Source organism: Sphaerisporangium aureirubrum, from assembly GCF_042658925.1.
Taxonomy (GTDB): Bacteria; Actinomycetota; Actinomycetes; order Streptosporangiales; family Streptosporangiaceae; genus Sphaerisporangium; species Sphaerisporangium aureirubrum.
Window position 1 is genome coordinate 121,170 of record NZ_JBHSRF010000002.1, and the last position, 16,912, is coordinate 138,081.

The 16,912-nt window shown below is 73.2% G+C and carries 15 protein-coding genes; 10 read left to right on the forward strand and 5 right to left on the reverse strand.

From position 1 onward, the window contains the following. Positions 1-107 precede the first annotated feature (107 nt). From ACFP1K_RS02025 to ACFP1K_RS02045, 5 genes are all read left to right on the forward strand, one after another. Positions 108-1,031 carry an ACP S-malonyltransferase gene (locus ACFP1K_RS02025; RefSeq protein ID WP_380746441.1) on the forward strand — a complete coding sequence of 308 codons (924 nt, stop codon included), beginning with the start codon at positions 108-110 and terminating at the stop codon, positions 1,029-1,031. Next, positions 1,028-1,984 (forward strand): beta-ketoacyl-ACP synthase III, encoded by a 957-nt coding sequence (locus ACFP1K_RS02030; protein WP_380746443.1) that lies wholly within the window; start codon positions 1,028-1,030, stop codon positions 1,982-1,984. Before ACFP1K_RS02025 ends, ACFP1K_RS02030 begins: the two co-directional genes overlap by 4 nt. 73 nt (positions 1,985-2,057) lie before the next feature. After that, positions 2,058-2,297, forward strand: coding sequence for an acyl carrier protein (locus tag ACFP1K_RS02035; RefSeq protein WP_347632694.1), 240 nt, complete (start codon positions 2,058-2,060; stop codon positions 2,295-2,297). Positions 2,298-2,380: 83 nt separating this feature from the next. Next, positions 2,381-3,613, forward strand: a complete 1,233-nt coding sequence (gene fabF / locus ACFP1K_RS02040) for a beta-ketoacyl-ACP synthase II (RefSeq protein ID WP_380746446.1) — start codon at positions 2,381-2,383, stop codon at positions 3,611-3,613. Positions 3,614-3,627: 14 nt separating this feature from the next. Next, positions 3,628-5,058: an acyl-CoA carboxylase subunit beta gene (locus ACFP1K_RS02045; protein ID WP_380746448.1), complete on the forward strand. Its 1,431-nt coding sequence runs from the start codon at positions 3,628-3,630 to the stop codon at positions 5,056-5,058. A gap of 63 nt (positions 5,059-5,121) precedes the next feature. On the opposite strand, the gene ACFP1K_RS02050 is transcribed toward ACFP1K_RS02045, so the two are convergent. Next, positions 5,122-6,582: a pentapeptide repeat-containing protein gene (locus ACFP1K_RS02050; RefSeq protein WP_380746451.1), complete on the reverse strand. Its 1,461-nt coding sequence runs from the start codon at positions 6,580-6,582 to the stop codon at positions 5,122-5,124. A gap of 185 nt (positions 6,583-6,767) precedes the next feature. On the opposite strand from ACFP1K_RS02050, the gene ACFP1K_RS02055 reads away from it, so the two are divergent. Continuing rightward, on the forward strand, positions 6,768-7,103 hold the full coding sequence (locus tag ACFP1K_RS02055; RefSeq protein WP_380746453.1) for a hypothetical protein: 336 nt from the start codon (positions 6,768-6,770) through the stop codon (positions 7,101-7,103). A gap of 76 nt (positions 7,104-7,179) precedes the next feature. On the opposite strand, the gene ACFP1K_RS02060 is transcribed toward ACFP1K_RS02055, so the two are convergent. Further along, positions 7,180-7,674, reverse strand: coding sequence for a DUF3145 domain-containing protein (locus ACFP1K_RS02060; protein WP_380746455.1), 495 nt, complete (start codon positions 7,672-7,674; stop codon positions 7,180-7,182). A 190-nt stretch (positions 7,675-7,864) separates the two neighbouring features. Here ACFP1K_RS02060 and ACFP1K_RS02065 point away from each other — a divergent pair, with 190 nt between their 5' ends. From ACFP1K_RS02065 to ACFP1K_RS02080, 4 genes are all read left to right on the forward strand, one after another. Further along, positions 7,865-8,896 (forward strand): S8 family peptidase, encoded by a 1,032-nt coding sequence (locus ACFP1K_RS02065; RefSeq protein WP_380746458.1) that lies wholly within the window; start codon positions 7,865-7,867, stop codon positions 8,894-8,896. Between the two features lie 45 nt (positions 8,897-8,941). Continuing rightward, the gene (locus ACFP1K_RS02070) at positions 8,942-9,472 is read left to right on the forward strand and encodes an RNA polymerase sigma factor (RefSeq protein ID WP_380746460.1); all 531 of its coding nucleotides are present in this window, start codon (positions 8,942-8,944) and stop codon (positions 9,470-9,472) included. A 94-nt stretch (positions 9,473-9,566) separates the two neighbouring features. Beyond that, positions 9,567-10,070, forward strand: coding sequence for a hypothetical protein (locus ACFP1K_RS02075; RefSeq protein WP_380746462.1), 504 nt, complete (start codon positions 9,567-9,569; stop codon positions 10,068-10,070). Then, positions 10,067-12,535, forward strand: coding sequence for a CHAT domain-containing protein (locus ACFP1K_RS02080; RefSeq protein WP_380746466.1), 2,469 nt, complete (start codon positions 10,067-10,069; stop codon positions 12,533-12,535). The genes ACFP1K_RS02075 and ACFP1K_RS02080 overlap by 4 nt, the downstream gene beginning before the upstream one ends. Here ACFP1K_RS02080 and ACFP1K_RS02085 read toward each other — a convergent pair. The 3 genes from ACFP1K_RS02085 to ACFP1K_RS02095 all read right to left on the reverse strand — a co-directional run bounded on the left by ACFP1K_RS02085 (position 12,532) and on the right by ACFP1K_RS02095 (position 16,891). Continuing rightward, the gene (locus ACFP1K_RS02085; RefSeq protein WP_380746469.1) at positions 12,532-13,422 is read right to left on the reverse strand and encodes a sulfurtransferase; all 891 of its coding nucleotides are present in this window, start codon (positions 13,420-13,422) and stop codon (positions 12,532-12,534) included. The two genes, ACFP1K_RS02080 and ACFP1K_RS02085, sit on opposite strands and share 4 nt — an antisense overlap. 1 nt (position 13,423) lies before the next feature. Then, positions 13,424-14,014: a DUF5998 family protein gene (locus tag ACFP1K_RS02090; protein ID WP_380746471.1), complete on the reverse strand. Its 591-nt coding sequence runs from the start codon at positions 14,012-14,014 to the stop codon at positions 13,424-13,426. A gap of 219 nt (positions 14,015-14,233) precedes the next feature. After that, positions 14,234-16,891 carry a bifunctional acetate--CoA ligase family protein/GNAT family N-acetyltransferase gene (locus ACFP1K_RS02095; RefSeq protein ID WP_380746473.1) on the reverse strand — a complete coding sequence of 886 codons (2,658 nt, stop codon included), beginning with the start codon at positions 16,889-16,891 and terminating at the stop codon, positions 14,234-14,236. Positions 16,892-16,912: the final 21 nt, after the last annotated feature.

Here is a 16,912-nt window from a genome sequence, read left to right on the forward strand (position 1 = left end):
GTAACGGGCCGGAAACCTCCGATGGAGGTTTCCTACAAAAACACAGTGACAAAGTTCGTACGGATCATTAGCACTGTGGTGAACTCCTACAGGGCATGGTGGTTTTTGTGCTCGTCATTGTCGCTCCCGGCCAAGGTGCCCAGACTCCCGGCTTCCTGACCCCATGGCTTGAGACACCCGGTCTGCGCGACCGGCTGTCCGCGTGGTCGGACGTCGCGGGGCTCGATCTGATCTCCTACGGGACCACCGCCGGCGCGGATGAGATCCGGGACACCGCGGTCGCGCAACCACTGTTGGTAGCCGCCGGGCTCGCCGCCGCCGAGGCTCTCCTCGGCACCACCGGCCTCCCGGCCGGGGTGGTCGCCGGGCACAGCGTCGGCGAGTTCACCGCCGCCGCGCTGGCGGGCGTGCTGACGCCCGAGCAGGCGCTGGCGCTGGTCCGCGAGCGCGGCCGGGCCATGGCCAAGGCCGCCGCCGTCACCGAGACCGGCATGACCGCCGTGCTCGGCGGCGACGAGCAGGAGGTCCTCGCGGCGCTGGAGCAGCACGGCCTGACCCCCGCGAACGTCAACGGCGCCGGCCAGATCGTCGCCGCGGGCACGCTCGTCGAGCTGGCCGCCTTCGCGGCCGCGCCCCCCGCCCGCGCCCGGCTCCGGCCGCTCGCGGTGGCCGGGGCGTTCCACACCGTCCACATGGCCCCGGCGGTCGAGCAGCTGCGCGAGGCCGCCGCGGGGCTCGACCCGGCGGACCCAGGGCCGGTCCTGCTGTCCAACGCCGACGGCGCGGCCGTGGGAAGCGGCCCCGAGTTCGTCCGCCGGCTGGTCGACCAGGTCGCCCGGCCGGTCCGGTGGGATCGGTGCATGGCTACGATGGCCGAGCTCGGCGTGACCGCCGTGATCGAGCTGGCCCCGGGAGGCACACTCACCGGCCTGGCCAAGCGGGCGTTGCCCGGCGTCGCGACGGTCGCGCTCAAGACCCCCGACGACCTCGCGGCCGCCCGCGATCTGATCAACAAGGAGACCACCGAGTGAGGATCTCGCGGGGCGCCGCCGGCGCCAGGGTGCTGGCGTTCGGCGCCTACCAGCCGGCGGGGGTCGTCACCAACGACGATCTCGCCAAGACCATCGACACCACCGACGAGTGGATCCAGAGCCGCGTCGGCATCAAGGAGCGCCGCATCGCCGGGCCCGAGGAGTCGGAGGTCGACATCGCCGTGCAGGCGGGCGGCAAGGCCCTGGCGGCGAGCGGGCTGGCGGCCGGCGACGTCGACCTGGTCATCGTGGCCACCTGCACGCTGGAGGCGCAGATCCCCAACGCCGCGGCCCGCGTCGCGCACCGGCTCGGCATCAAGGCGCCCGGCGCCTTCGACGTGAACGCCGCGTGCGCCGGGTTCTGCTACGCGCTGTCGGCCGCCGCCGACGCCGTCCGGTGCGGCTCGGCCACCAACGTGCTGGTCGTCGGCACCGAGAAGCTCTCCCAGTGGATCGACTGGACCGACCGGGCCACCTGCGTGATCTTCGCGGACGGCGCGGGCGCGGCGATCGTCGGCGCGTCCGACACCCCCGGCATCGGGCCGGTGGTCTGGGGCAGCGCGGGCGACAAGCACGACGCGATCATCATCAAGGACCGCGCGTCCTTCCTGCACCAGGAAGGTCAGACGGTGTTCCGCTGGGCCACCACCGAACTTCACCCGGTGGCGAAGGAGGCGTGCGAGCGTGCGGGCGTGGACCCGGCGGAGCTCGCGGCCTTCGTCCCGCACCAGGCGAACCTGCGCATCATCGAGTCGATCGCTCGTAAGCTTGGGGCCGACAAGGCCATCATCGCCAAGGACATCGTCCTGGCCGGCAACACCTCCGCCGCCTCGATCCCGCTCGCCCTGAGCCGCATGGTCGAACGCGGCGAGGTCCAGTCGGGCGACCTGGCCCTGCTCCTCGGTTTCGGTGCCGGCCTCACGTACGCCGGCCAAGTGATCGAGATCCCCTGAGTTCGCGCGGAGGCCTCCCAGGCCGCCACGCACCCACCAAATGAAAACATCCGATAAAGGGAGAAATCGCGACATGGCTTTGACCGAGCAGGAGATCCTCGCGGGCCTCGGCAAGATCATCAACGAGATCACCGGCATTCCGGCCACCGAGGTCACCCCGGAGAAGAACTTCGTGGACGACCTCGACATCGACTCGCTCTCCATGGTCGAGATCGCCGTCGCCGCGCAGGACGAGTTCGGCGTCGAGATCCCCGACGACCAGCTCAAGCACCTCAAGACCGTCAAAGACGTCATCAATTTCATTCAGAACTAACCGCGCCGGCCTCCGGCCCGCCCGGAAACCACCGGGCCGGGCCAAGCGCCGGTCATGCTTTACCTCGATGGGAGCGCGTTGAAGTGAGTTCAGACCGGATACGAGTCGTGGTCACCGGCCTCGGCGCGACCACTCCCGTCGGCGGCGACGTCGCCTCGACCTGGTCGGCGCTGCTCGCCGGGCGGTCGGGCGTCGCACCGCTGACCGAAGAGTGGGTCGACAGCGTTCCGGTGCGGTTCGCCGCCAGGGCCGCGGTCGAGCCGGGTGAGGTGCTGCCGAGGCCCGAGATGCGCCGACTCGACCGGGCCGAGCAGTTCGCCCTGATCGCGGCGCGCCAGGCCTGGCAGGACGCCGGGTCCCCCAAGGTCGCCTCCGACCGCCTCGGCGTGGCGGTGGGCAGCGGCATCGGCGGCATCACCACCATCCTCGACGCCTACGACGCCTTCCGCGAGAAGGGCTGGAAGCGCCTCTCGCCCTACATCGTCCCCATGCTGATGCCCAACGGCTCCGCCGGATGGATCGGCATCGAGTTCGGCGCCACGGCGGGCGTGCACGCCACCGTCAGCGCGTGCGCAACCGGCGCCGAGTCCATCGGCTACGCCATCCAGATGATCCGCTCCGGGCGCGCCGACGTCGTCATCGCCGGGGGCACCGAGGCCGCCATCCACCCCCTCAACGTGGCCTCCTTCGCCGCGATGCGCGCCATGTCGACGCGCAACGACGAGCCTGAGCGCGCCTCCCGTCCCTGGGACCGCGGGCGCGACGGATTCGTCCTCGGCGAGGGTGCGGGCATCATCGTCCTCGAGTCCGAGGAGCACGCCAGGTCCCGTGGCGCCCGCGTGTACGCGGAGGCGTCCGGCGTCGGCTACTCCGCCGACGCCCACCACATCGCCCAGCCCGACCCGACGGGCGCCGGCATCATCAGCGCCACCCGCCACGTCCTGGAGGACTCCGGCCTGACCGGGCCGGACATCAAGCACGTCAACGCGCACGCCACCTCGACCCCCGCTGGGGACGTCGTCGAGGCCATCGCCATCCAGGAGATCATCGGGGATCACCCGGTCGTCACCGCTACGAAGTCGATGACGGGCCACCTGCTCGGGGGGGCCGGCGGCATCGAGTCCGTCTTCACGATCAAGGCACTGTACGACCGCGTCGTACCGGCCACCGTCAACCTGGAGGACCTCGACGACGGCGTCGAGGTGGACATCGTGCGCGGCGAGCCGCGCGCCCTGCCCGGCGGGCAGATCGCCGCCATCAACAACTCCTTCGGGTTCGGCGGCCACAACGTCGCCGTGGCCTTCGCCAGCATCTGACCTTGGAGCCGACCGTGACTGTGCTCGACAACGGGGTGGTGAATGCCGTCTCCTCTCCGGAGGTGGCGGAACCGGACCCCCGAGATCCTCGAACGCGTCTCACCGCCCTGTTCGACGAGGGCTCGATGCATGCGATCTCCCCGGACGACCGCAGCGGCGTGCTCGCCGCGATGGGCCGTGTGGAAGGGGTGCCCGTGGTCGGCTTCGCCAGCGACGCGCGGGTGCAGGGCGGCGCGATGAGCGGCGACGGGTGCGAGCACATCGTGCAGGCCTATGACGTCGCCGTGCGCGAGCGCGTGCCGATCATCGGCCTGTGGCACTCCGGCGGCGCCCGCCTAGCCGAGGGCGTCGAGTCCCTGCACGCGGTGGGCCGGGTGTTCACCGCGATGACCAGGGCGTCCGGCGTGGTGCCCCAGATCTCCGTGGTGCTCGGCCCGGCGGCGGGCGGCGCGGCCTACGGGCCCGCGCTCACCGACCTCGTGATCCTCTCCGACCAGGGCCGCATCTTCGTCACCGGTCCCGACGTGGTGCGCAGCGTCACCGGCGAGCAGATCGACATGGCCGCCCTCGGCGGGCCCGAGCCGCACAGCAAGCGCAGCGGCGTGGTCCACGTGGTCGCCAAGACCGACACCGAGGCGCTGGTGCAGGCGCGCCGCCTGGCGACGCTGCTCGGCCACCAGGGCAGGGTCCGCATGTCCTCGGTGCAGGAGGCCGGCTTCTCCGGTCTGCTGCCCGCCGAGGCGCGCCGGGCCTACGACGTGCATCCGCTGGTGAACGGCCTGCTCGACGAGCCCGGTGTGGAGCTCCACCCCAAGTGGGCACCCAACATCGTGACCACGCTCGGGCGGCTCGGCGGGCGCACCATCGGCGTCATCGCCAACAACCCGATGCGGCTGGCCGGCTGCCTCGATTCGGCCTCCGCAGAGAAGGCCGCCAGGTTCGTCCGCATGTGCGACTCGTTCGGGGTGCCGCTGGCCGTCCTGGTGGACGTCCCCGGCTACCTCCCCGGCGTCGGCCAGGAGCACGACGGCGTGGTGCGGCGAGGGGCCAAGCTCCTGCACGCCTTCGCCGAGGCGTCGGTGCCGAGGGTCACGCTGGTGACCCGCAAGGCGTACGGCGGCGCGTACATCGCGATGAACTCCCGGTCCCTCGGCGCCACCAAGGTGTTCGCCTGGCCGACCGCCGAGATCGCCGTGATGGGCCCGCTGGCCGCCGTCCGCGTCCTCAAGCGCCGCGAGATCGCCGCCGCCTCCGAGGAGGACCGCCCCGCGCTGGAGGCCCGCCTCGCCACCGAGCACGAAAAGATCGCCGGCGGCCTGGACCGCGCGGTGGAGATCGGCGTCATCGACGAGGTCATCAAGCCCGACGAGACCCGCGGCGCCATCGCCAAGATCATCGCCCAGGCCACCCCCGGCCGCGGCGCCCACGGCAACATCCCCCTCTGATCCCCGCTCTCCCCGGCGAGGCCCCCACGCGACCGCGTGCGGGGCCTCGCCTCGTCCGGGACGCTACGGCAGGTGCAGTCCCCGCTGCGCCCCCGCGGGGAACACCGGCGGGACCGACCAGTCGCCGGCGTTGCCGAAGTCCACCGGGCCGCCGAGGAACCGCGCCCCGTCGAAGCGGACCTCGGCACCGGTGAACCGGGACCCGAGGAAGGTCGTGGAGCCGCCCCTGAAGACGGCCTGGTCGAACCGCACCGTCCCCCGCGTGAACTCCACCCGTTCGAACCGGACCTCGCCCCCGTCGACCGTCATCTTGTCGAAGTGCGCCTCACAGCCGTCGAAGCCGTTGCGATAGAAGTCCATCCGGCCGCCGGTCACCGCGGCCCGGTTGAAGTAGATCGCCCCGCCGGTCAGGGTGTTGGCGTAGAAGTGAATCTCGCCGGCCGACAGACCCATGCCGTAGAAACCCAGAGCCCCCCCGGAAAGCTCGGATCGATAGAAACGCAACTGGCCACCTGATATCGCCAGCTTGTGAAAGTTGACCTCGCCGCCCGTGAAGCTCGCCCGGTAGAAACGCAACTCGCCGGCGGACAGGGACACGCCGTTGAAGTTCAGCACGGCGCCGGTCACCTTGGCCATGTAGAAACTGACCGATCCGCCGTGGAACTCGGCGCGGTCGAACGAAACCTCCGAGGAGCCGAAGACGGCGCCGTCGAAACGGACCACGCCTTCGGCGAACACGGCCCCCTTGAAGCTCACCGCGCTGCCGTCGCTGAAAAGCGATCCGCTGAAGTCACCGCCGTCGAAGGTGGCACCGGAGAAGTCGAAATCATGGCCGCGCCAGGACACCGGTGATCCCGGTCGCAGATGCGCGGCGATGACCTCGATCACCGTGCGCCGCACCTCGCGGTCGCGGCGCCAGTCCAGGACCTCGGCGGCCGGGGCGTCGGCCGCCGGGCGTGGCGTGTGAGGCATCCGGAAGAAGGCGCACAGCACGTCGATGCAGACCTGCCGGTGCTGCTGCCAGTCGTCCGCCAGCTCCGCCATCGCGTACACGCCGGCCAGGCGGACGGCGGGCGCCTCCGAGCCGAGCTGTGTGGCGACGGTGGCGAACCGCTCGTTGAACAGGCGGGTGCGGTCGCGCTCGTCCCGGACGTGCTCCAGCAGGATCGAGCGTTCCTTCCTGCTGTTCTCCGCCTCCTGGCGCCGGTTGTCCTCCTCCACGACGCGCTGGCGGCGGTACGCGAGGACCAGCGCGACGACCCCGCCGATGCCCGCGACGAACGCGAACGCCAGCTTGACGATGTCGAAGAGCCGGGAAATGGGAATCCGCGGTCTTTGCTCGATGCCCGGCCATCCGATGAGCAGCAATCCGGCGAACGTGACCCCGAGCACGAGAACCGTGGCGAGGAAAAGGACCGCCGCTATGGCGCCGCCGAGCGACCTCAGCCCCGGTTCCCTGGCACGCCGCCGGAACGGTCCGGCGAGAAGCCACACCAGCCGATCAGCCATTAGGCGCGCGAGCATGCCGGGGATTCTACAATCATCCTGATTTCCGTCAGCGCCGCCGAATGGATGGTCTCAGCAGGTGAGCACCCCCGGCACCGAACCGGCCAGGCCGATAGTCAACCTCATTCACCCCGACCCATTCAGGGGAGATCCTCTCCGTACGGATTCCCGAGAGCTCGACCGCCGAATGGCTGATCGGCCAGATGGTCGACGCCGGATTCATCACGCCGCCGGCCGATACCTACGTGCTGAGGCTCACGGGCAGCGGCGACATCTGGCCGCGGAATCACCCTCTCAGCGCCATGGGCATCGCGTCCGGCGCCTCGGTGTACGTCGAGCACGTCACGGCGGGGGGAGACACCGGTGGGCCGAGCTGGACCGATCGCATCGACGGGAGCGTCTACCGGTGGTCCTGCGACGCCCCGGACTGCCCGCACGTCGAGGACGGGGACATCCTCGGGCCCTGGCGCGACGACGTCTGCCCGAGGCACCCGGACCGGCCGCTGTCACGGGAGGAGTGGCGGGAACCGGAGTTCTGATCGGGTTCGATCGGGCCGCGCGGGGCCCGGAGGCGCGACGGGTCGCCGTCCGGCGGGCGGACCCGCCGGGCGGTGGTCAGACGGCGGCGTGGAGCCAGCGGACGGGGGCGCCGTCGCCGGCGTAGCGGAACGGCTCCAGTTCCTCGTCCCACTGTTTGCCGAGGAGTTTGTCCAGTTCCTCTTCCAGGACCACTCGGCCCTGGGTGGCCATCAGCATGACGTTGCGGAGGCGGTCCTCGGGGACGAGGATGTCGCCGGCCACGCCGATCACGGCGGTGAAGGCACCGAGGGTCGGGGTGTAGGCATGCCGGGAGCCGTCGGCGCCGGGTGAGGCGTCCTCGGTGATCTCGAAGCGCATGCGCTGCCAGCCCATGAGGGAAGAGGTGATGGCCGCCGCCGTGCCGGGGCGGCCCTCCCATTCGGCTTGAGTCCGCACGGTGCCAGGCTGGGCTGGCTGCGGCGTCCACGACAAGTCGACGGGTATGCCAAGTACACCCGCGACCGCCCATTCGATATGCGGGCACAGCGCGGGCTGAGCCGAGTGGACGTACAGCACGCCACGAGCAGACACCGGACCTCCCGTTTCGTACGAGGTGCGCCTTCCCCAACGTCCTCGTACTGGGATGATCACCAGTGACTGAGGGAGAGACTACCGTCCGTCGCGGCACGGCACCAGAGCCGGGTCATACCTAATCGGGCTTGCAACAGTCTGTATGGGGAATGACACACTCCGTGTTTACCCTACCGTGGCGGAGGCCGTGATGAAGGTGCAGGTCGTTGAGCCGAGTCCCGGCCGGGGTGCGATGATCCGGCCCGGCGTCCTGCTGGCCCGCCACGCGTCGGCCGCCGAGCGCTGGACCCAGTCGGCGGAGCGCCGGGAGGGCTTCTACGTGCTGCGGCTGGCGCCCGGCGTCGACCCCTGCCGGCTCGCCGCGGACCTCACCGAGCAGGGTCACGAGGTCTCCCCCAACCACGTCGTGATCGGCCAGCCGCTGTTCTTCGGCGGGCCCACCGGGGCGCCGCGCCCGGCCGCCGCGCCGTCGTACCGGGCCGGGGAGCCGTCCCGGGTGACGGCCGCGCTGCTGGACACCGGCGTGGCGGCGCATCCCTGGTTCACCGGCAGCGAGTGGTTCCGCGACCAGCCCGGCGAGGTGCCGGACGCCGACGGCGACGGGGTTCTGGACCGCCAGGCGGGGCACGGCACGTTCATCGCCGGGCTGCTGCTGCGGCAGGCGCCCGGGCTGGGGCTGCGGGTGATCAAGGTGCTGGACGGCAACGGCGTGGGGGACGAGGCGGGGGTGCTGCGGGCGCTCGCGCATCTGCGCGACCAGCGGGTCGACGTGCTGCTGATGTCGTTCGGGTGCCACACCTACGACGACCGGCCGTCGCCGCTGCTGGAGCGGGCGCTCGCCGCGCTGCCCGACACCGTCGTGGTCGCCTGCGCGGGCAACACGGCCTCTCCCCGGCCTTTCTGGCCGGCCGCGCTGCCCCGGGTGATCGCGGTCGCGGCCCTGGACGCCGGGGAGGGGGGCCGGGCGGCGTTCTCCGCATATGGGCCATGGGTGGACGCCTGCGCCCGCGGGGAGGCCTTGGCGAGCAGTTTCGTGAACTTTGATCAATTCAATGGGTACGCCGTGTGGAGCGGCACGTCGTTCTCGGCCGCCGTGGTGGCCGGGGCCATCGCGGACGCCGCGCGGCACATGTCCCCCGCCGAGGCCGCCGAGCACGTGCTGGACGAACGGCGGAACGGGCGATTCCCGGATCTCGGTGTCATCGTTCCCGCACCCCGCTAAGGTGCTCACGGACCGCTGTATCCCAATCACGCGAAGTAATCACACATGTCTCACGGACCCGACTTTCTCGATGGGCTCGACGAGAGGGCCTGGCGCGAACTGGTCGAGCGCTTCGGCTACCGCATGTGGGCCGTGGCCCGCGCGTTCGGCCTGAGCGCCACCGACGCCGCCGACGCGGTGCAGGCGGCCTGGCTCCGCCTGGTGGAACACCACCACACCATCCGCGACCCGGCCCGCGTGGGCGCCTGGCTGGTCACCGTCACCCGCAACGAGGCCTGCCGCCTGACCCGCCACGCCAACCGCCACCCCAACCCTCTCCCCGACGAGATCCCCGCCCCACCCGACCACGACCCGATGCTCACCATCCTCGACACCGACGAATCCCACCGCCTCTGGGCCGCCGTCGACCGCCTCCGCCCGCCATGCCGCACTCTCCTCCGCCTCCTGGTGACCACCCCCGAAGCCCGCTACACCCAGATCTCCCACCACCTGGGCATGCCCATGGGCAGCATCGGCCCCACCCGAGCCCGCTGCCTGAAACAACTCCGCACCCTCTGGGAACAGGAAACCCAATGATCCCCACCCCACGGCGCCGTCCCGCGGCGGCCGGCCGGTGGCCGTACACCGCGGCCCCTCCGGGCACGACGTCCCGCACCTACGGAACAGGAAGGTGAGTGTCATCGACGGCGACGAGTTTCTTCTGGCGGCCCTGCGGATCGCGGCGGGGACCGATCCCGTGCCCGCGCGGGTGGGGGCGGACGCACGGGCGGTGCACGCGTTGCGGCTCCCGGGGGCGGTGACGGCGCTGCCGGTGCCGGTGGAGGGTGGGACGGACCATCGGGGTGGGGCCCTGCTCCGGGACGATCCCCGGACCGGGCGCGGCGACCTGGTGGGGGACACGGGGTGCCGGTTCCTCCGGTTCGCCGCCGACGGGGTCACCTTCGATCTGGAGGTCACCGTGTACGGGGCGCATCTGGACCTCGCGGGGCAGATCTACCCGGCCCCGGGGGCGGGCTCCCGGGTCGAGATCAGGACCCCGTACATCAGCAAGATCCGCTTCCCGTCCGAGGCGGGCGACTTCGCCACCACCGGCCTCCCCCACGGCTGGGTCAGCGTCGTCTGCCACCGCCCGGAGCACCCGCCGATCGCCACCCGCTGGCACCGCGTCCGATGACCGACACCGCGAAGGCCCGCGGGGATGCCTGGGGCACGCTGGTGGCGGCGGCCGAAGAGGCCGTGCGGATGAGCGGGGCGGACCCGGAGAGTGCCCGCCGGACGGCCGGGACCGTGCTGGCCAAGGCCGTGACGGCGGGGTGCGCCGAGGCGGTGTCGGTGGCCCATCGCGCGCTGGCGCTGGCGGCACGGGAGTTCGGCCGGCTCGAACAGGCGGCCGAGCACCTCGGCAAGGCGATCGACGCGGCGAGGAGCCTGCCGGGGAGGGCCGCGCAGGCCAGGCTGTCGCTGGTCTCGGTCCGCGCCGACCTCGGCGACCCCCTCGGCGCCCTCGTGATCGCCGACGCGGCACAGCCGCACCTGTCCGGCCTGGACCAGGCCCGGCTCGGCGTGCAGCGCGCGGTGGCGCTGGTGAGGCTGGGCAGGCACGCCGAGGCGGTGGCCTGGTGCGACACCGCCGTCACCGCCCTCACCGGCGGCGACGACCGGCGCTTCCTCGCCGGGGCGCTGCTCAACCGCGGCATCGCCCTCACCTACCTGGAGCGCTACGACGCCGCCTCCCACGACCTGGCGGCCTGCGCGGCCGTGGCCGACGCCGCCGGCCTCGGCCACATCGCCGCGCTGGCCCAGGCCAACCTCCCGTTCGTCGCGACCCGCCGCGGCGACCTCCCGTCCGCGTTCACCGCGTACCACCGGGCCGCCGCCGCCCTGGCCCCCTACCCCGAGCGCCTCGCCGCGATGCGCGCCGACTTCGCGGGCGCCCTCCTCGCCGCCCACCTCCCCGGCGAGGCCCGGGCCGTCCTCGCCCAGGCCGTCCCCGACCTGGCCGCCGCGGGCGCCCAGGTCACCCTCGCCGAGTCCCGCCTGATCCTGGCCCAGATCGAGCTCCTCCTCGGCGACCCGCCCCAGGCCCGTGCCACCGCCGCCCAGGCCGCGGCCGAGCTGTCCGCCCAGGGCCGCCACACCTGGGTGTCCCTGGCCGAGGAGACCGCCTTCCGCGCCCGCCTGGCCGAAGAGCCGCGGGCCCCGAGCGGCGGACTACTCGCCGAGGCACGCCGGCTGGCCGGACGGCTCACGGCGGACGGATGGGCGGGACCGGCGGCGGGAGCGCGGCTCACCGCGGCTGAGATGGCGGTGGAGACGGGAGACACGGAGGGCGCGCTGGCAGAGCTCGCGCCTGTGCTCGCGGACCGGCCCACGGCGCGGGGCCACGGGGTGATACGGCATCACGCCGCCGCCCTGGACCGCAGCCTGCGTGGGGACATCGGCGGTGCCCGGGCCGAGCTGCGGGCCGGATTGCGGGCCGCGACGGCCGGAAGCGATCGGCTGGCCGACCCGGTGGTCCGGGCCCACTCCGTCCGGGCGGGCGAGCGGCTGGCGGACTTCGGCCTGAACCTCGCGCTGGCCGAGGGAGCCCCGGAGGCGGTACTCGCCTGGGCCGAGCATTGGCGCGCACTGGCACACGGCCGGGCCGCCGGACCGGTCGCCCCCGAAGCCCTGCGCGCCTGCCTCGACGGCGCCGCGCTGATCGAACTCGTCCGGCACGCGGACACCCTCGCCGCCGTCGTCCTCACCGGCGACCGCTGCGTCCTGCGCCCCCTCGGCGGCCTGACCGCCGCCACCGAGGCCACCCTCCGCCTCCGCCACGCCCTGCGCCGCCTCACCCCCGCCGCCCCGCCGGGCCCGAGCGGTGTGGACGCCGCCGCGGAGGTGCTGGCGGACCAGCTCATCGGCCCCCTGGCCGGGGACGTCGGCGACCGGGCGGTGGTGATCGTGCCGACCGGAGTGCTGCACACGGTCCCGTGGGCGGTGCTGCCGCACCTGCGGGGACGGCCGCTGTGCGTGGCGTCCAGCGCCAGAACCTGGCTGGGAACCGCGCGGCGTCGTCCGCCGGGGGACGCGAGGGCCGCCGTCACCGCGGTGGCGGGCCCTGGGCTGGCCTACGCCAGGGCCGAGGCCGCCATGGTCGGCCGCGTCCACCAGGCGGCACCAGGACCCGCGGCCCCGGCCGCCTCGTCGCCGGAGGCGACCGTCGCGGAGGTACTGAAGGCACTGGGTGACGCGGATGTGGCGCATATCGCGGCTCATGGGCGGTTCTGCGCGCGTTCACCGTTGTTGTCGAGTCTCGCGCTGGACGACGGCCCGCTGATGGCGTACGACGTGCTCGGGCTGGAGCGGGCGCCGTGGCTGGTGGTGCTGTCGGCGTGTGACGCGGGGATGGCGTACGCGCCTGTGGACGGGGCGCCGCTCGGGCTGGCGGGGGCGTTCCTCGACCGGGGGGCGGGGTGCGTGGTGGCGGGGGTGGTGCCGGTGCGGGACGAGGACGCGCTGGCGCTGATGACCGAGTTCCACGCCCTGCTCGCCTCCGGGCACACGCCCGCCGAAGCCCTGGCCACCGCCGGTGAGAAGACCGGGGTGGCCGGGTTCGCGTGCTTCGGGTCCCTGGGGCGTCCCCTGACCGGCTAGCCGGTGGCGACGGGACGGTCGGGGTCGGTGATCCAGTGGGACCAGGACCCGGGGTACAGCGCGGCGGGCAGGCCGGCGATCGTCAGGGCCAGGACCTCGTGGGAGGCGGTCACCCCTGAGCCGCAGTAGACGCCCACGGGGACCCCGGGGACGACGCCGAGGGTGTTGAAGCGTTCACGGAGGAAGCCGGCGGCGTGGAAGCGACCGGCGGGGTCGACGTTCTCGGTGGTGGGAGCGCTGACGGCGCCCGGGACGTGGCCCGCCACGGGGTCCACCGGCTCGACGTCGCCCCGGTAGCGCTCGGCGGCCCGGGCGTCCAGCAGGACCCCCTCCTCGGCGACGGCGGCGGCCTCGTCCGCGTCCAGGACGGGCATCCCGCCGGGCCGGGCGGTGAAGTCGCCCGGCGCGGGGAGCGGCACGTCCTTGGTCACCGGGAGTCCTTCGTCGAGCCACCCCCGGTAGCCGCCGTCCAGCACCCGGACGTCCGGGTGGCCGAAGTACCGCAGCGTCCACCAGGCGCGGGCGGCGGCCGTGGAGTCCGCCTCGTCGTAGACGACGACGGGACGCGAGCCGGACACGCCGAGCCGCCGCATGGCCTCCTGGAAGGCGGCGGGCTCCGGCAGCGGGTGCCGCCCCCCGGCGCCCGCCGGCGCCGCGAGGTCCCGATCGAGATCGCAGAAGACGGCGCCGGGCAGGTGCCCCTCCCGGTAGGACTCGATGCCGGGCGGCCCGGCCAGCCGCCACCGGACGTCCAGCAGGGTCACCTCGCCGAGCCGCCGGTGATCCCCCGGCCCGGAGCCCTCACGATTTCCCGGCGCGGGGCCCCCGCCGGGGCCCGGGGCTCCCGTGAGGGCCGTGAGTTCGGCGCCGGTGATCAGGACGGACATGTCAGCCCGCCGCGCGGGCGGTCGCCTCGGAGAGCGCCTTGGCGAAGGCCAGGACGTTGTTGACGGCCTCGGGGCCGTCGGCGGCCTCGCTCACGCGCAGGGAGAGGTCGTCGGCGGTGATGGCGCCGGTGTAGCCGTGGTCGGCTTCGCAGTTCTCGTCGCCGCAGGTGGCGGGCTCCAGGTCGACGTGGGAGATCGCGCCCCAGCCGATGGTGAGGGTGACCTCCGAGGGCGGGACGCCGGGGACGTAGGTGGCGGGGTCGGGGACGACCCTGGTGACCGCCACGGACTGGACCCGGCTGAGGCGTACGGCTTCGGTGGTGGTGGACGCGTGCGAGGTCGGCATGCCGTCGGCGGGCGGGTGCTCGTCGGTGTGGCAGACCAATAGCCGGGAGGGCGACAGGACCACCACGGTGACGTGCCTGCGCACCTCCATCGCGGGGTCGAAGGTGGCCTCGTGATGCACCACGAACGCCGTCACCGGCTCCTTGCCCAGCGCGGACTCGGCCGCGTCGGCCACGAGATCGGGGTAGTAACCGCTGCGTTCGATGGCCTCGCGCAAACCGGCGGCCGAGACTCGGGTTTCCCTCATGGGTCCATCCTGCCCTGTCCGGGCACGGTGTTTCACCTCGCGACCGTCCACTGTGAGCGGCTTGTCCGATATTAGGAAGTACGTAGGGACTGCTGTAGGTACGCCGCTTATTCCCGCCAGCATCACCACTGTGCCTGTGTCACCGCAGCCCCTGGGGTTTCCCGCCCTTCCCACGGGCTGTCCTTTTCCGGCCATTTTCCAGCCAGGACATCTCCGCTTTCAGCGTAGGCGGCGAGGCCCCCGATCGGGCCGCGGCGCGGTGGCCGCGTTCACCACGGCGCGGGCGCCGAGGACGTACGCGCCGTCCTCGGCCACCAGCACCGGATCCAGGTCGAGACGGGTCACCCCGGGCAGTTCGTCGGCCAGGCGGCCCACCCGCAGCAGCAGGTCCTCCAGAGCGGGCACCGCGACGGGAGGGTATCCGTGGCCGCCGAACAGCAGCGGGGCGGCCCGCACCGAGCGCACCAGGTCGGCGGCGTCCCGCCCGGTGAGCGGGGCCAGCCGGTGCGCCTCGTCGCCGAGCAGCCGCGCGGTCACGTCGCCCAGCCCGAACGACACCACCGCGCCGAAGTCGGGGTCGTCCACGGCCCGCACCACCACCGTCACCGCCGGCTGGGGCGCCATCCGCTGCACCGCCAGCGTCACGTCCGGCCCGAGCAGGGCCGTCAGGTCCTCGTACGCCCGCCGGACGTCGTCGGCGTCGGACAGCCCGAGCCGCACCGCGCCCGCCCGGTGCGTGACCTCCGGGTCGGCCGACCGCACGACCACCGGCCACCCGAGCCGCCCGGCCGCCGCCACCCCCTCCTCCGCGGACCGCACGGGCACGGCGGGCCAGACGTCCACGCCGTACCGCGCCAGCAGATCGGCGGCGTCGATGGTCCGCGTCGCGGCGGACTCCCCCGTCCCGGCGGACTCGATCGCCTTGGCCACCAGGGCCCGGGCGCCCGCGGTGTCGACGGTGTCGGCCGGCTCCGGCGTCGTGGCGGGCGGGCGATCGCGGCCGCAGGCGTAGCGGACGACGTGGGCCAGGGCGCGGACGGCCTCCTCGGGGGCCGGGTAGGACGGGATGGAGCCCTTGCCGGGGTCCCCGCCCGGGACGGGCTGGTGCGGGACGCGCAGCTCCGGGGGCATGCCGAGACGTCCCTCGAAGGTGGCCAGGAGCGGTTTGCCGGTCTCGGTGGCCGTGCGGACCAGCTCGGCGGCCACCTCGGCGGCGTTGCCGGGCACCGGGGGCATGTAGATCGCGACGATGGCGTCCGCCCGGTCGCCGAGCTCGTCCAGCGCCCGGCGGTAGTCCGCCGCCCCGGCCCTGGCCCCGAGGTTGGCCGCCGGGCACGGCTCCAGCCCGGCCGCCAGGCAGGCGTCCTCGGCGAGCAGCGCCAGCGCGTCGGAGTTGCTGACCACCCCGACCCGCCGCCCGGCGGGCAGCGGCTGGTAGGCGAGCAGCTGGGCCACGTCGAACAGCTGGGTGAGATCGTCCACGCGGATCACCCCCGCCTGCTCGAACAGCGCGCTGAGGGCGCTGTCGGGCAGCCGCAGCGCGGGCGCGGCGTGCCCGACCGGCACCCCCTGGGTCATGCCGCCGCTCTTGACCACCACGATCGGCTTGGTCCTGGACGTGCGCCGGGCCAGCCGGGCGAACTTGCGGGGATTGCCGAGCGACTCCAGGTACAGAAGGATCACGTCGGTGGCGGGGTCCTCCTCCCAGTACTGCAGGAGGTCGTTGCCGGAGACGTCGGCCCGGTTGCCGGCGGACACGAAGGTCGAGATGCCCATGCCGCGCTGGGCGACCCGCTGCAGCAGCGCGGTGCCGAGGGCCCCCGACTGGCTGAAGAACCCCACCCGCCCCCGTCCGGGCAGCCGCGCGGCGAGCGTGGCGTTCAGCCGTACCGCGGGGTCGGTGTTGGCGATGCCGAGGCAGTTGGGCCCGACGACGCGCAGCCCGTACGCGCGGGCGATGCGCACGAGCTCGTCCTGCCGCTCCCGCCCCTCGGGCCCCGACTCGCCGAACCCGGAGGAGACCACGACGAGTCCCTTGACCCCCTTGCGGGCGCATTCCTCCACGACGTCCAGCACGCCCTCGGCGGGCACCGCGACCACCGCGAGGTCCACCTCCCCGTCGATGGCCGACACGCTCCTGTACGCCCGCACGCCGGCCACCGCGCGCGCCTGGCGGTGCACCGGGTACACCGGGCCGTTGAAGTCGGCGCCGAGCAGGTTGCGCAGGACGGTCTGCCCGATGCCGCCCGCCTCGCGGCCGGCGCCGACGACCACGACCGAGGCGGGGGTGAGCAGCCGTTCGATGGAGCGGGCCTCGGCGCGGTGCTCCCTGGCCAGGGTCACCTCGCGGGAGGTCTCGGTGCTGGCGAGGTCGAGCGTCATGCGCACGACGCCGTCGGCGAACTGGCTCTGCGCGGTGTACCCCGCCTGGCGGAAGAAGGCCGTCATCCGGCTGTTGGACGGCAGCACGTCCGCGACGAACGTCGTGATGCCCTGTTCCCTGGCCGCCGCGCGCAGGTGCTCCATCAGCACCGACGCCACTCCCCTGCCCTGGTGGGCGTCCTCGACCAGGAAGGCGACCTCGGCCTCCTGCTCGCCGACGCGGTCGTAGCGGACGACGGCCACCATCTCGGTGCCCAGCGTGGCGATCAGCGCGACGCGGTTCACGTAGTCGACGGTGGTGAACCAGGCGACCTCGCGGTCCGAAAGGCGGGGCCGGGGCCCGAAGAAGCGGAAGTAGATCGATTGGTCGGACAGCCGGGAGTAGAACGCACGGAGCAGATCGGCGTCTTCTGGGCGGATGGGCCGCAGGTGTGCGGTTCCTCCGTCGGCCAGTACGACGTCGGCCTCCCAATGCGCGGGGTACTGGGGTTCCACAGTGACGAGGGTAAGGCGGAC

What these genes read in the sequence shown, in the direction of transcription:
- ACFP1K_RS02035 (WP_347632694.1), top strand. Translation starts at nt 2,058, where the DNA reads ATGGCTTTGACCGAGCAGGAGATCCTCGCGGGCCTCGGCAAGATCATC.
- ACFP1K_RS02050 (WP_380746451.1), bottom strand. Translation starts at nt 6,582, where the DNA reads ATGCTCGCGCGCCTAATGGCTGATCGGCTGGTGTGGCTTCTCGCCGGA.
- ACFP1K_RS02055 (WP_380746453.1), top strand. Translation starts at nt 6,768, where the DNA reads ATGGTCGACGCCGGATTCATCACGCCGCCGGCCGATACCTACGTGCTG.
- ACFP1K_RS02065 (WP_380746458.1), top strand. Translation starts at nt 7,865, where the DNA reads ATGAAGGTGCAGGTCGTTGAGCCGAGTCCCGGCCGGGGTGCGATGATC.
- ACFP1K_RS02070 (WP_380746460.1), top strand. Translation starts at nt 8,942, where the DNA reads ATGTCTCACGGACCCGACTTTCTCGATGGGCTCGACGAGAGGGCCTGG.
- ACFP1K_RS02080 (WP_380746466.1), top strand. Translation starts at nt 10,067, where the DNA reads ATGACCGACACCGCGAAGGCCCGCGGGGATGCCTGGGGCACGCTGGTG.
- ACFP1K_RS02085 (WP_380746469.1), bottom strand. Translation starts at nt 13,422, where the DNA reads ATGTCCGTCCTGATCACCGGCGCCGAACTCACGGCCCTCACGGGAGCC.
- ACFP1K_RS02090 (WP_380746471.1), bottom strand. Translation starts at nt 14,014, where the DNA reads ATGAGGGAAACCCGAGTCTCGGCCGCCGGTTTGCGCGAGGCCATCGAA.